The sequence below is a fragment of the Mesorhizobium sp. M7D.F.Ca.US.004.03.1.1 genome (genome assembly GCF_003998635.1).
In the GTDB taxonomy this organism is placed as follows: domain Bacteria; phylum Pseudomonadota; class Alphaproteobacteria; order Rhizobiales; family Rhizobiaceae; genus Mesorhizobium; species Mesorhizobium loti.
Map to the genome: position 1 here is coordinate 1 of NZ_RZQG01000068.1, position 13,368 is coordinate 13,368.

Annotated in this window: 12 protein-coding genes and 2 pseudogenes; 7 read left to right on the forward strand and 7 right to left on the reverse strand. The window is 59.3% G+C overall.

The genetic code is table 11. From position 1 onward, the window contains the following. Positions 1-394 precede the first annotated feature (394 nt). Complete coding sequence (locus tag EN935_RS06815; RefSeq protein ID WP_127373224.1) at positions 395-736, forward strand: hypothetical protein; 342 nt, start codon at positions 395-397, stop codon at positions 734-736. An 87-nt stretch (positions 737-823) separates the two neighbouring features. Here EN935_RS06815 and EN935_RS06820 read toward each other — a convergent pair whose 3' ends face one another. Continuing rightward, positions 824-1,141, reverse strand: a complete 318-nt coding sequence (locus EN935_RS06820) for a hypothetical protein (protein WP_245462932.1) — start codon at positions 1,139-1,141, stop codon at positions 824-826. A gap of 475 nt (positions 1,142-1,616) precedes the next feature. Between EN935_RS06820 and EN935_RS06825 the strand changes: the two genes are divergently transcribed. Then, entirely contained in the window at positions 1,617-1,805 is a 189-nt protein-coding gene (locus EN935_RS06825) for a hypothetical protein (RefSeq protein WP_245462933.1), read from the forward strand. A gap of 124 nt (positions 1,806-1,929) precedes the next feature. Next, positions 1,930-2,598 carry a methyltransferase domain-containing protein gene (locus tag EN935_RS06830; protein WP_126070747.1) on the forward strand — a complete coding sequence of 223 codons (669 nt, stop codon included), beginning with the start codon at positions 1,930-1,932 and terminating at the stop codon, positions 2,596-2,598. 27 nt (positions 2,599-2,625) lie between these two features. On the opposite strand, the gene EN935_RS06835 is transcribed toward EN935_RS06830, so the two are convergent. Next, positions 2,626-3,822 (reverse strand): glycosyltransferase family 4 protein, encoded by a 1,197-nt coding sequence (locus EN935_RS06835; RefSeq protein ID WP_126070748.1) that lies wholly within the window; start codon positions 3,820-3,822, stop codon positions 2,626-2,628. Next, positions 3,822-4,646 carry an amidohydrolase family protein gene (locus tag EN935_RS06840; RefSeq protein WP_126070749.1) on the reverse strand — a complete coding sequence of 275 codons (825 nt, stop codon included), beginning with the start codon at positions 4,644-4,646 and terminating at the stop codon, positions 3,822-3,824. The genes EN935_RS06835 and EN935_RS06840 overlap by 1 nt, the downstream gene beginning before the upstream one ends. A gap of 171 nt (positions 4,647-4,817) precedes the next feature. On the opposite strand from EN935_RS06840, the gene EN935_RS06845 reads away from it, so the two are divergent. The 3 genes from EN935_RS06845 to EN935_RS06855 are packed head-to-tail and all read left to right on the forward strand — an operon-like array spanning position 4,818 to position 8,750. Then, a complete protein-coding gene (locus EN935_RS06845; RefSeq protein ID WP_127373225.1) occupies positions 4,818-5,984 on the forward strand; it encodes a glycosyltransferase family 1 protein in 1,167 nt (388 codons plus the stop codon). Then, entirely contained in the window at positions 5,977-7,107 is a 1,131-nt protein-coding gene (glf, locus tag EN935_RS06850) for a UDP-galactopyranose mutase (RefSeq protein WP_126070751.1), read from the forward strand. The genes EN935_RS06845 and glf overlap by 8 nt, the downstream gene beginning before the upstream one ends. Before the next feature lie 5 nt (positions 7,108-7,112). Further along, positions 7,113-8,750 carry a glycoside hydrolase gene (locus tag EN935_RS06855; RefSeq protein WP_126070752.1) on the forward strand — a complete coding sequence of 546 codons (1,638 nt, stop codon included), beginning with the start codon at positions 7,113-7,115 and terminating at the stop codon, positions 8,748-8,750. Positions 8,751-8,841: 91 nt separating this feature from the next. On the opposite strand, the gene EN935_RS06860 is transcribed toward EN935_RS06855, so the two are convergent. From EN935_RS06860 to EN935_RS41890, 4 genes and pseudogenes are all read right to left on the reverse strand, one after another. Then, the gene (locus EN935_RS06860) at positions 8,842-9,345 is read right to left on the reverse strand and encodes a ferritin-like domain-containing protein (RefSeq protein WP_127373226.1); all 504 of its coding nucleotides are present in this window, start codon (positions 9,343-9,345) and stop codon (positions 8,842-8,844) included. Between the two features lie 39 nt (positions 9,346-9,384). Further along, positions 9,385-9,633, reverse strand: a pseudogene (locus EN935_RS06865) (helix-turn-helix domain-containing protein); the annotation flags it as partial. Further along, positions 9,618-11,079: pseudogene (locus EN935_RS06870) on the reverse strand (OB-fold nucleic acid binding domain-containing protein); the annotation flags it as partial. The pseudogenes EN935_RS06870 and EN935_RS06865, both read right to left, overlap by 16 nt. 359 nt (positions 11,080-11,438) lie before the next feature. Next, positions 11,439-11,777, reverse strand: a complete 339-nt coding sequence (locus EN935_RS41890; RefSeq protein WP_245488886.1) for a hypothetical protein — start codon at positions 11,775-11,777, stop codon at positions 11,439-11,441. Between the two features lie 376 nt (positions 11,778-12,153). Here EN935_RS41890 and EN935_RS40725 point away from each other — a divergent pair, with 376 nt between their 5' ends. Then, on the forward strand, positions 12,154-12,627 hold the full coding sequence (locus EN935_RS40725) for a hypothetical protein (protein WP_164771032.1): 474 nt from the start codon (positions 12,154-12,156) through the stop codon (positions 12,625-12,627). The last annotated feature ends 741 nt before the right edge of the window (positions 12,628-13,368 follow it).

Sequence of the window (13,368 nt, forward strand, 5' to 3'; positions counted from 1 at the left end):
GCAAAACGTCGAATCGACAAGGAAAAATTTGAACGAGCCGATCGCGAGGCGCGCAAGCTGATCGACGCCGAACGCCAGGCCAGAGATGCCAAGACCGCCCGGCTGAGAGAGTTGAGGCTCAGCGCAGGCCAAGACTTGGCTCTTTCCAAAGTGTAGGCATAATTTGCTCGTTTATGAGCGCTTCATCCTCCACTGCTCCAAGCGACTGCGGCAACGCAGAAATCAATGCTTCATTGCTCGTTTGAGATCTACCCTCTCGACGGCCGGAAACTTTGGGACCGTTCAAGGTTAAGCAGAGGCAGCACGTTCTAAACGGTCCGCTGACCAAGATGTCCCCCGTCTTTGTCCGCGTTTGAGGCCAGGCGCGGGCCGGCCCTCTTTCCCAAGGTGTCCTATGAGGAACAACGTTCCCGAAAATCAAGCTCGACAAGGCCCTCTTGGCAGGCCGGTCCTTGTTGTGCTCATAGCCGCGCTGCTACTGGCCATTGCCGCCTGGGGTGTCGCCGAAATCTATGGCGTAGTCATCAAAGGACCGTCGACAGACCAGCAAGACAGCCAGGCGCCTGCGGGCACCAACCCAAACCCGGCCTCGACTGATCCCGTTCAAACTCAGTCTGACAGTGTTAACAGCCAGCCGATCGATCAAAATCCCAAGGTGGACAAGAATCCAACGCCGCAGTCCAGCACAGGCGGTGACCAGCAAGGGGTGCAGCCGTCACAACCCGCTGCACATTGAGGCTTAAGTCGGGCCACCGACCCCGCATATCGTCGTCACGTTCTCGTCCGCACATCGAGGCATATGATCCGCAGGGATCCGCGCGCCCTAGTCGATGTTGAGGAGGTTTATCAACCGGCCGGCTTGCCGCTGTGCGACCGCCTCTTTGAAAGCCACCGCAGCGGCATCGCATGCCGGCCTGGATGGTCCATAAAGATTGAGGATGATCGTCGCCGACTTCTCGGACAAGCCGTGCTTCGATGCGAATTCATCTGCGCCGTATTGCCCCGTCCGCTCGTGTGACCTTCGGCCCTGCATTGCCCGTTCCTCGATCGCCAAGGTGGATCGACGATCACAAAATTCGCGCGCATTGCGGCAAACGTCAAGACTTAAGCCGGCCGGCTTTATGCAACGGTTGTTGACCAATGACAGTCGATCGCCATCTATTGAACCGCAGATACCGGTTTGCCCAGGCAATTCGCTTTATTGGACATCGGGCCTACCCATGCGGTGAACTTTCCGCAGCGCATCTAAGACAACAAGCTGCCACCAAGGCGCGTTGTTACAGACCGACCTTGACGCGTCGAGACGAGTGTCCAATTCGCACAACTGCACGGTCTTTTCTTCAGTCGAAAGCAATACGTCTTCAGCTATCTGTTGAGCCTTGGTCTCGGCGAACATCACCATACCGAAGTGTCCTCAAGTGGAGATCATCGGCAACGTCGATCGGCTACGGACGTTCCACAGCCTCGGTCGCAAATCGAAGTCCACCATAAAGCGACGCATCGCGCGACCCTGCTGGATTTGAACGACATCAAGCCTCGAAGTGCTCCCGGAGGGAACAAATCATCTCCCGGAAAATTCGTATTAGGCATATCTGAAATGCTTAAACGAGGAGGAAATGATGGGGTTTTTCGGCAAGTATTTTTCAGGCCTCTTGGGCAAAAAAGAACAGCCAGAAAAGCGCAGTGGCGACATGCGTAAGGCGACCGGCGCTGGTCCCGCTTTGGCAGCTCACTCAAAGGACGCAAAGACTACATCTCCCAGCGGTCAAAACGCGACGGCAGCGAGGAAGAAAGCTGATGGCTGATCCAGAAGGAATCCGAGGAAATGCCTCACCGCTTTGCCAGCGATCTGCCTCCAGGTCGGGTGGGCCACTCCGGCGTGACCCGGTAAGATCCTTGCTGCGCTACGCCCCGACGGTTTGATCACACATGCGAGATATCCCGGCGCCCGGTACGGTGGTCTTTGGAGACCTTGGCGATGTCGAGCCTCTAAGCCGTAAATTTGGCGGCGATCGCGGCACGCCACTAGACCGTTACTACATCGAGAGTTTCCTACAGCGCCATGCGGGGGACATTCGAGGACGCGTCGCGGAGATCGGCGACAATGTCTACACGCTCCGTTTTGGTTTGGCACGAGTTGTGACTTCCGACATTATCGACTCACCAGAAAGTGCCAATCCTCGGGCCACGATACGCATCGATCTCCAGAACGAGAATGCCGTGGAGGGCGGGCGCCTTGACTGCATCATTGTGACCCAGACGCTGCACATGATCTACGACGTGCGGGGTGCACTTGGTACGATCCATCGCGCCCTGGCACCAGGAGGCGTTGTGCTGGCGACGGTTCCAGGCATCACTTCCATCGACGCGCGTGACGGGCCAGAAAAGTGGTTCTGGGCCATGACCCAGAGTGCTGCACGACGCCTGTTCGAAGAAAGATTTGGCTCAGCCGGTGTGGAGGTACAGCAATTCGGCAATGTTCTGGCCGCCACAGCCTTTCTGCAGGGTCTCGCTTTCGAGGAGATTGACCGCGCAAGCCTCGACGTTGTTGATCCCCTTTACCCTGTCATTACCGGGGTCAGGGCCACTAAATCCTGATCCTGCTGTGCTCGTGTTACCTTGAGTTCAGGGAACGGAGTGGAGGCGGGCCTTGTCGGGACGAGATCCTAGCAACTGCCGGAAAATATGACTCGTCAGGGTCGCCGACTGGCGGATATCGAAGCTGGCCTGCGCCCGCCTCACGCTCGCGCCAGCCATCGATTTTAGCCTAGCGGGATTGGATAACAGCGAGATTGCCGCCAGGGCCACGCCCTCCCAGTCGCCGGGATATTCCGACACGATGCCGGGCCATTCCGTGGTTCCTATAAGAATTCCGGTTTCGCCGGTCGCGACGATTTCCGGTACGCCACCGACGCCTATCGCCACGACCGGCACGCCAGATGCCATGGCCTCCAGAATGGTAAGCGGCATCGCGTCAGCGCGCGACGTATGCAACAGCAAATCCAGCGCCGGATAAATCCGATGTGGTTCGCGCGCAAGCCCAACCATATGGATGCGCGACTCCAGTCCCGCGCACCGAACGGTGGCGGTGAGATCCTTTTCCATTGATCCGGTGCCAACCATTGCGAAATGTACCTCGGGGCGCCTTTGCAGTATGAATTCGGCTGCTTTGAGGAATTTGTCGGGGCCTTTTTCCCAGGCCAGCCTGCCAACGAACCCAACCAACATATCGGCAGGGCCGACGTTGATCGTTTGACGGAATTCCGAACTCTCAGCCGACTCGGGATGATACACTGCGAGATCAACCCCATTGGGAACGAGGCTTACAAGCTCAGGCGCCAACCCTACCGCAAGTGCCTGGGACCAGGCTTCGCGGCACACCACTATGGTGTGGCTCCCGGTTGTGCGCGCCACACTGATTTCCTGCGGATGCAAGCTCATGCCATGCAACGTGGCAACGGTCGGCGTCCCGCTCAATCGGCCGGCCATTGCCGCCGCGGTATGCGCGTTCATCAGGTGAGCGTGGAGCAGATCGACACCGGTTTCACGCACGAGCGTGCAGATTAGTTCGATTGTCTTCCAAGGTGGATCGTCACGCAGCGGCGCAATATAGACGTCTCTGCCTTCGGCCCGCAGCAATGCGGTATAAGGGCTTTCATAGGGGCACAGGAGCGAAACCCTGAACTCGTTCGATGGCAGGTTCGCGGCCAGATTGCGCACGTAATTTTCCATGCCGCCGACAATGGCGTTGCCCAAGACCTCAAGGACATGCGTGCGCTCATCAGTCTGGCCTCCTGGCAGCACACGCGGGGTCCGGGCCATCACTTTCCTCCTTGCGGCCGGCGTAGCCTGAGCCAATCCATTGCAGTCCCCGACATAATCGCATTTCGGTCATCGCCTTCGACGTCGAGCTGATCGAGAATTGCCCCGACCTCGTCTAACGCAGCGCGAATATGAGCCCCGCTGCACGGCAAGAAGCGGTCGCTGCCGAATTGCAGCGAGCGTGGGCCGATCACGTCGATTGCCTTGCGAAAAACCTCGTCGCGGTAGATGGGAGGTGGCCCGAACGACAGGTCGAAGCGAAACTGGCTTTCGGCTGGGTCGACACCATTGATCCGATCGATGACACCAACCGCGTTGGCTTCGTCACACCATGGCCACCCAAGGTGAGCCAAGGTGACGCGCAGGCCGGGATGATCGCGAACAGCCTCGTAGAAGGACGGCCGGCAGAACCGCCCAGACCGGCCGTCAATAAAAATTCCACTGTGAAACAAGATAGGGAGGTCGAGCCTTGCGGCGACCGCGTACACGCGATGAGCGCAATCATCATATGGATACCATCCGGTCGGCACCATCTTCAGAGCGCGAATACCGGGAAGCCCGGCTGCCTCCTCAAGATCGTCGGCTGATTGCGGATGGAGCGGATTGACAACCGCGAACCCGACGAGCCGATCCGAGTGGCCTTTGACCAGGTGGGAAAGGTAGCGGTTGCCAGCGCGTAACGACTCTCGGTCAACAAGCGAATAGGGCGGTGTCAGGAACGGCGCGAGCAGGAACGCGATATCCACGCCCGCATCGTCAAGTGACTGCAGCACATCCGCCGTTGTCTCGCGGCCCGACGTATGAAGGTGTGCATCGACAATCATTGGCGCCTCCCCGCCGACAACTTACGGAGGCGATGCCCGTTCCAGCCATAACGAGAAATCGTGGCGCCTTTGATGTCCGGCTAAGAAAGACAAAATTCCGCGCTGCCGTGGAACCCGATCTGCAAACGGAGCTTGATCCACCATAAGCAAACCCTAATGCGGATTGTTGCAATGGATCAGACTGTATCCAACCCCTTGCTCGTGCCTTTTGATAACCCACTCCTGATATGTTTTTCCCACCTGCGGTGGGACTTTGTTTTTCAACGCCCGCAGCATTTGATGACGCGCGCCGCCGCCGATTACGCCGTTGTGTTCTTCGAGGAACCGGTGTTTGAGACCGGCTCCATCCCCGTCCTGCGCCGCAAGACGGTTGCCCCAGGCCTGGAAATTGTGACGCCGGTACTCCCGCACTGTCCGTCCGGAAGTGAAGTCGACAGAGCCATCGCCATTCTGCTTGAAGATCTGGTCGCGGGAATCGAGCACGACCAGTTGGTGACCTGGTACTACACACCCATGGCCCTGAAGTTCACGAAAGCGCTGCAGGAGGATGTCTGCGTCTATGACTGCATGGACGAACTTTCTGCCTTCAAAAACGCGCCTCCCGAACTCGAGCGACTGGAAGAGCAGCTCTTTGGCAAGGCCGACGTCGTGTTCACGGGGGGAATGAGCCTTTATGAGTCCAAGCGCAGCCGCCATTCCTCCGTCCATGCGTTTCCAAGCAGCATCGACACGGCACACTTCCATCAGGCGCGCCGGCCTCAGGCAGACCCCGCAGACCAGCAGAGCATAGCGCATCCCCGCGTAGGCTTCTTCGGAGTCATCGACGAGCGGTTCGATATCGACCTGATGGCTCGAACCGCTGCAGCGATGCCCACGGTCCAGTTCGTCACGATCGGCCCAGTGGTCAAGATCGACCCGGCCACCCTGCCCACCGGCCCAAACATTCATTGGTTGGGCGCCAAGCGGTATGCCGAATTGCCCGGATACATGGCCGGTTGGGACGTAGGGTGGATGCCTTTCGCCTTGAATGATGCAACCCGTTATATCAGCCCGACGAAGACGCCTGAGTTCTTAGCTGGCGGATTGCCCGTGGTATCGACTGCAATCGTCGATGTGGTGCAGACGTACGGCCGTCGCGGATTGGTCGACATTGCTGACGCAGGCTCGATGCCAGCCGCCCTCGATGCCGCTCTGCGCAAGGGCTGTGAAATGGCCAGGGTCGACGCCTTCCTCTCAGGAATGTCTTGGGACACGACCTGGAGCGCAATGCACGATTTGCTCAAGCCCGCGAAGGTTTTGCGTCATCAGGGATTCAGGAGCTTGGTCGACCATGTTTGATTGGCTTGTCGTCGGCGCAGGCTTTGCCGGAAGCGTTTTGGCAGAGCGCCTAGCCAGTCAGCGCGGAGAGACAGTGCTGGTCGTGGACCGTCGCAGTCACATCGGCGGCAACGCTTTCGATTGGTACGATGAAGCCGGTATTCTTGTGCATCGGTATGGGCCGCACATTTTCCACACCAATGCTGGAGCCATTGTCGCCTACCTGTCCCAGTTCACGGCGTGGCGTCCCTATGAGCACCGTGTGCTGGCCAAGGTAGATGGTCAGCTTTTGCCAATCCCGATCAACCTGGACACGATCAATCGCCTCTATGGCCTCGACCTGACCTCCGACCAGATGGAGCGGTTTCTGGCCGAACGCAGAGAGAGCGTGGAAGAGATCCGCACCGCCGAGGACGTGGTCGTGGGCACGGTGGGGCGGGAGCTCTACGAGAAGTTCTTCCAAGGCTACACGCGTAAACAGTGGGGGGTCGACCCCTCGCAGCTGAGCAAGTCAGTGACGGCGCGCGTGCCGACACGAACCAATCGCGACGACAGGTATTTCGCCGACACGTTCCAGAGCATGCCGGCGGGCGGCTACACACGCATGTTTCAACGGATGCTGGCCCATCCCAATATCAAGGTGATGCTGCAAACGGACTATCGCGAGGTTCGAGAGGTCATCCCCTATCGCCGCCTCATCTATACCGGTCCAATCGATGAATTTTTCGACTTCAGACTGGGGAAATTGCCGTACCGATCGTTGCGTTTTGAGCACATCACACTCGACACGCCACGGTTCCAGCCGGTCGCCGTCGTCAACTACCCGCAGACCGAGGCCTTCACCAGGATCACGGAATACAAGCATATGACGGGACAGCAGCATCCTCAAACCAGCCTGACCTACGAATATCCGACGGATGACGGTGATCCTTACTATCCGGTGCCCCGGGCGGAGAACGAAGTGCTTTACAAGCGGTATGAGGCGCTCGCTGCCCAGCAAACCGATGCGATTTTCGTCGGTCGGCTGGCAACCTACCGGTACTACAACATGGACCAGGTGATCGGTCAGGCGCTGGCCGCGTTCAATCGCATTCAGAAGACGGGCGCGCGGGAACTATCCCTTGCCAAGGGCGCGGCGGGGTAGTCATTGTGGAAATTTGGGGCGGTATTGAATGCAGTGTGGTTCGTGTCGGTGACGTAATCCGCGATCAGCTCGCCGAAACCGGTCATTCAAAACGGATCGAGGATTTAGACCTCGTCGCTTCCCTTGGCATCAAAACGCTTCGATATCCTGCGTTGTGGGAACACGTCGAGGTAGTGGAGGGGCGGGATGACTGGAGCTGGCACGACGAGCGATTTCAAAGGATGCGCCGTCTCGGCATCAGTCCAATCGCAGCCCTTGTCCACCACGGGAGCGGGCCATCCTGGACGTCCATTCTCGCGCCAGATTTTGCGAAACGCCTCGCGGCGTTTGGCGGGCGGCTTGCTCTTCGGTATCCTTGGGTAAAGACTTTCACGCCGATCAACGAACCGATGGCAACCGCCCGTCTGAGCGGCCTTTATGGGTTTTGGCATCCGCACCGCGCGGACGAACCAAGTTGCCTGCGGCTTCTTGTTGCCCAGTGCCGTGCGATAACCATGACAATGCTGGCTATTCGAAAGGTCATCCCCGATGCTCGCCTTCTGCAGACCGAAGATTTCGGAAAGATTTTTGCGACGCCAAAGCTGGCATACCAGGCTGAGTACGAAAATGGCCGGCGATGGTTATCGCTGGATTTGCTTTGTGGACATGTCGGTCCGCGCCATCCGTTCCATGAGCGCCTCCTCGACGCTGGTGTCGATCCCAACCATCTGGCCGAGTTGGCGGCCGCGCCCTGCCCTCCGGACCTAATCGGCGTTGATTATTACCTCACCAGCGACAGGTTCCTCGATCATCGCGTCGAACGGCACCCTCGAGAACCTATCGGTGGCAACGGCATCGAGCCGTATGTCGACATTGCGGCTATCCGCACCGGCGTGCCAGAGTGCGAACTCGGATTTGCCTCACGCCTGCGCGAGGTGTGGGGCCGCTACGCCCTGCCGGTGGCGATCGGAGAAGTGCACAACGCCTGCACCCGTGAGGAACAGCTGCGCTGGTTCATGGAGGGATGGGAAGCTGCAGTCGAATGCGCGGCTGAGGGCATTGACGTACGGGCCGTCACTGCTTGGTCGCTGTTCGGCGCCGTGGATTGGAATTCCATGATGATGCGCGAGGATGGGTACTACGAATGCGGGGTGTTCGATGTGAGGGGAGACCCTCCGCGCAGAACTATTATGGCTGATGCCATTTCGGCCTTGGTGAATAAGCAATCGTTCGGCCATCCCGTACTTCCCCAGACGGGCTGGTGGCGTGCGCCGCGAAAGAGGTTGGGCAAATCGCCCACGATCCGGCTCCGAGGATTCGAGCGGCGGCTATCGATCCTGGGAGGATGTTGCAGCCGCCGGCGACTTCCAGCCAGGGCTGCACCCCAGCAGCCAGGATCGCCGAATGCATGGGTTGAGCTGAGCGTAGCTGACACCGGAGGCGGCTCCCCAGTTGTCTTGTTTGCCAGCTATTGCGCGGGCAAGACTTTCTCGCTCGCGGTGCGTGATGGTTTGGACTGGGTTGCCGCCTGCAACGCATTCCTCGACCTTGTGATCGACGGACTTACCGGGACCTACGAGTTGGTTGCAGCACATCGCGACAACCAGTACCGGGTCGCCGAACGCCCGGCACCACATACATCCGCCACGGCACATCACCGCTGATCCATCCTGGTAATCTTGCCGGCCGGAGCTATTGACCTGCCTAGAAAAAAGCGCGGCGCCAGGGAACGGCGATCCGCCGCCGCGCCTGGATTCATGCTGCTTGGCGGTTGACACCGCTTTCGGCCATTTCGGTCAGTTTCTGGTCCGTCGCCCGCTCTTCCTCAAGCGTCTCCGCCAATATGCTGGCAGAGTCTTCATGTCCCAATTCCTTGGCCCAGGCGATCAGCTTTCCGTAGCGGGTCATCTCGTAGTGTTCGACCGCTTGCGCCGATGCAATCAACGCGGCATCCAGCACCTGCTGGTCATCGACGTCGCCGCTCACGTCGTCGGCTTCCTCAAGGATGCCGTTGATGGCCGGGCAATCAACGCCCTTCACCGCTTCGCCGTGAATTTCAAAGACCTGTTCGAGACGGGCGATATGCTCCCTGGTTTGTTCGAGGTGCTCTTCAAAGCCAGCTCTCAGGTCGGGATCGGTCGCCTTTTCGATCATTTTGGGCAGTGACTTTTCGATCTGCTGCTCGGCATAGTAAATATCCTGCAAGGTGTGTACACGGGCGCCCGTCGGTTCAGCTCGTATCAGGGCTGCAACGTGCAATAAGTGCGACGGTTCCGTTGCCGAGTTGAATGGCGCCTGCTAGCGCGGCTCTCGCACCATACTGAGGTAGGTCGGATCGAATTCCGCGATCTCCTGCAGGCGATCCCACTCCACAATCGTCAATGACTGATCAGCCCAGGTGATGGCGCCGAGCTTACGAAGTTCGCCCACGATGCGATTCATATGAACGACCGACAGCCCCAACACGTCGGCGAGTTCGGCTTGCGTTATCGGCAGACGAAAACTCATCCCGGTTGTGCGATTCACCACCTTCAACCGGACGTAAAGAATCCTTTCGGCAGGCTGCGGGGATCGAGACCGGGGCCGCCATGATGGGTTTCATCGCATCGCCCATGCGGGAGTGGAAAGGGCGCTTCTCGGTTGCCGACACTGGCGAGTTCACCCGAGAGGTCGGTGAGTTGATGGGCGACGAGGTGCACCACGTTGCCCTCACGCTGAATCTTGCCCCGGACAGCGACATCGAGGAGGAGAGCAGCACCCGGCGGAACTTCTCGAACACTTTGACCCAGACCACGACATTGGCCGCGCCGGTTTCGTCCTCCATGGTCAGAAACATCACGCCCTTGGCCGAGCCGGGTCGCTGGCGGACGAGAACCAAGCCCTCCGCCTCCAGCCAGCGACCGTCGCGGGCCTGCATCGCCTCGGTGCGGGTGACGATGCGACGCCGGGTAAGGTCAGTCGGCAGGAACGAGAGCGGATGATTGCGTAGGGTGAGACCAACGTGACCATAGTCCTCAACAACCTCCCTTCCGCTCGTCATCGGCCGTAGCGCCACGGCAGGCTCGTGAATTTCCGAGACGGTCTGTCGTTCACGCGCCGAAGCGGCCGCAAACAGCGGCAGGGGCTCATCGCGCAGTCCCTTGAGCGCCCACAAGGCTTCGCGCCGCGTCGCGCCAAGCCGAGGCCGGGACGGAAGGCATCGGCCTCGGCAAGTTGCACGAGTGAGGCCGCCGGCACGCCGGCACGCTGCCAAAGATCGTCGATCGAGGCGAACGGATCGTCGGTCCTGGCCGTTACGATGGCGGCCGCGTCGGCATTGGCCAGTCCCTTGACCAGGCGCAAACCAAGGCGGACGGCGAAGCGTCCCTCCTCGCCAATCGGTTCAAGCGCGCAGTCCCAGCGGCTGGCATTGATACAGACGGGTCGGACCTCGACGCCATGGGCTTGGGCGTCGCGCACGATTTGGGCCGGCAGGTAAAAGCCCATCGCTTGCGAATTGAGCAGCGCGCAGCAGAAGACGTCGGGATGGTGGCATTTCATCCAGTTCGAGGCATATGCGATGAGCGCGAAGCTGGCGGCATGGCTCTCGGGAAAACCGTAGCTGCCGAAACCCTCTAGCTGCTTGAAGGTGGTCGCCGCGAATTCAGGCGTATAGCCATTGGCGATCATGCCGCCGATCAGCTTGTCGTGGAACTTGCTGACGCCGCCGGTGTGCTTGAACGTCGCCATGGCGCGCCGCAGTTGGTCGGCCTCGCCGGCTGAAAAACCGGCGCAGACCATGGCGACCTGCATGGCCTGTTCCTGGAACAGGGGGACGCCAAGGGTTTTGCCGAGCACGCGCTCGAGCTCGGGTGTCGGAAACTCGACCCGCTCCTTGCCCTCCCGGCGGCGCAAATAGGGGTGGACCATGTCGCCCAGGATCGGACCGGGGCGTACGATGGCGACCTCCATGACGAGGTCATAGAAAGTGCGCGGCTTGATGCGGGGCAGCATCGGCAATAGCTTCCGGCGATCGTCCAATCCAATGGGAGACGTTCAGGGCGGGGGCGCCTTCGCTGTGCTGCACTATGAACTGCGCGACAAAGGCGGCAATCGCGGCCACCATTCAAAAAGACCAGTCGCTTCGGGACGCTTGCCAGCAAGCGCGCACGTGCCCGCTGCGCACCACGCCGCTTGCGCCACTGATCAGACCTGTTGTCGTATCGATACTTGTCCACGCCCCACTTCCCCGAGTGAGGATGCGACTGTTTCGACAAAGAGTCCAGAAGACGAGCGTTGGCGCCGGCATGAGCCCATCAATACATGCGGCTTGCCACCGCCGGGCGTCAGAACGCACGTCTAGGCGGCGGTGCCTACAGCCGCCTAAATTCGGCAAGACCCAGCCGTATCCGCTGGCCTTCCGCGTAGGACAGGGCGAATGTTTCCAGATCAAAGGAACGGGTGATTTCTTCGTCGTAGCCAACTATGCGGACGAACCATTCGCCGCACGCCTCGATCACTTGAACGCAAGGCGGAACCTTCCCGTTCGGGTGCACGCCGTCCATCGTAGCCTCTCGCAAGAGCGATGACCAGTTGGGACCACGAAAGCTGATAAGTTCGCGCGCTTGCGCTTCGGTGATGCCGGCTTCTCTGACCAAACGGCTGACAAGGCCGCCCGTCGCGTCCGGGCGGCCTACGGGCTCGTCAGCCATTTGGCAAAAGTTCCTTCGCTGCCCCAACTCCGAGCCACCGGCGCCTGTTCCATGTCGGAAGCGTACGAACGCGGTGCAGGTCCGATTTTGTTAAAGCGTTCCACGCTGGGAGGGACACAAGCTTTCATCGGTTATGCGTTAGCCCCGGTCTCCGCTTGAGACGTCGAGATCTGCTTTGCCGACAGCGTCGACCTCTGCTTTCATCTGACCGCTGACGAGCTTCGTCTCGGCCGGGCTCCTCGCTGAACTGGATGCGGGCGCCAGGCTCGATCATGCTCGCCAGGATTTCGCGGCGCTCCCCCAGCGCCGTGTCGCGCAAGTCGTGGCCGTTGAAGTGGAGTCGAAAGCCACGAAATAGAGGTCATGCTGCCGGCGGGTGATCGCCCTGCCGCAACTCGCCGAAATCGGACAGGCCCACCTCGTTGAGGATGATGATCTCGTCATCCATAATGGCGCTTTCCGCGCCGAAGCGTTGGCTTCATTCACCAGGTCACGATACTTCGCCGTCCAGTCGCGGCCGTTGCGCGTGTATATCCGTGTGCAGTCCTCGTTGATGATCAGCTGTGAGCGATACCATCGAATTTCACCTCATGAATCTAAGCGCGTCGCCTTCGGGCGGTTGCTCGACAAGGGTCGGCGTCAAATGCGGAACGCACTTCAAGCGCATGCACTGGACTCACAAGCCGCGATTCAATCAGCATGCGCTAAAATAATCCGGAACATTTTAGACGAATTGAGCACAAACCGCTTGGGCCGAGGCTGGTTTCAGGCTGATTGGATTACCAGCTCGGCGGCGAGGCAAAAGCCGGTCGCCGTAAACGGCGTCATTCAATTAGAGTGCACTAAATGATTCGGAAAATTTTAACGAATCGTTGACCGCGCTGTCCCAGAATAGGACGGCGCGGTCTAGCCCCAACCGGGCTGCGCAGGCGGCTCCGGCAGTCAGCATCCACCCAGCATCGTCGGAGCCGCCACTAAACTCTTACCAGCTATGGTTGAATCAACTGTTACCGCAAGAGCTTCGCGCAGCGCATTCCCACCCGGTAGAATTTGACGGAACATCGGTTCGGCCGCGCACCGCTGCGAAAACCGGACTCAAGCCCGTGGCCCTTTATACAGAGAGCCCTCCATCCACAGCGCGAGCGCGATTGTTGCCGAACGGCCCTTAACTTCAAAATTGCGGCCGCGATAGCTTCCTGCCGTAGTCCATACCGTTTTTGAGCGTTGTTTGATTGAGATGCCGCGGTTATTCGCCCACTCGAGAATCTTAGTGCCAATTTGTTGCATAGATCACCCTGCCCCAAGTTATCCCTCAACATAATATTAATACTCCCTAATTCAGACGAATGGAATATGGAAAGTGTTCTGGGCGACCCGAGGCCGATGGCGCTTGTCTCAATGGTCGAGAGATTGCAGTTGCCGACGGCGGCGAAGCCGCAGGCGTCAAGCATCACGGAATAACCGAAACGCAAAATCGCTGTCCCATTCACGGCAGTGGCGGGCGCCCCGATCGAGACTGGCGCAGGTCGTTGGGAACCCACGCTGCAATCGGGAGTAATGCCAACTAGGATAATCCAGATTAGTGCACTGT

Excerpts from the sequence above, each read along its gene's own strand:
- EN935_RS06815 (WP_127373224.1), top strand. The coding sequence starts at position 395 with ATGAGGAACAACGTTCCCGAAAATCAAGCTCGACAAGGCCCTCTTGGC.
- EN935_RS06835 (WP_126070748.1), bottom strand. The coding sequence starts at position 3,822 with ATGGCCCGGACCCCGCGTGTGCTGCCAGGAGGCCAGACTGATGAGCGC.
- EN935_RS06830 (WP_126070747.1), top strand. The coding sequence starts at position 1,930 with ATGCGAGATATCCCGGCGCCCGGTACGGTGGTCTTTGGAGACCTTGGC.
- EN935_RS06845 (WP_127373225.1), top strand. The coding sequence starts at position 4,818 with ATGGATCAGACTGTATCCAACCCCTTGCTCGTGCCTTTTGATAACCCA.
- EN935_RS06840 (WP_126070749.1), bottom strand. The coding sequence starts at position 4,646 with ATGATTGTCGATGCACACCTTCATACGTCGGGCCGCGAGACAACGGCG.
- glf (WP_126070751.1), top strand. The coding sequence starts at position 5,977 with ATGTTTGATTGGCTTGTCGTCGGCGCAGGCTTTGCCGGAAGCGTTTTG.
- EN935_RS06825 (WP_245462933.1), top strand. The coding sequence starts at position 1,617 with ATGATGGGGTTTTTCGGCAAGTATTTTTCAGGCCTCTTGGGCAAAAAA.
- EN935_RS41890 (WP_245488886.1), bottom strand. The coding sequence starts at position 11,777 with ATGGCTGACGAGCCCGTAGGCCGCCCGGACGCGACGGGCGGCCTTGTC.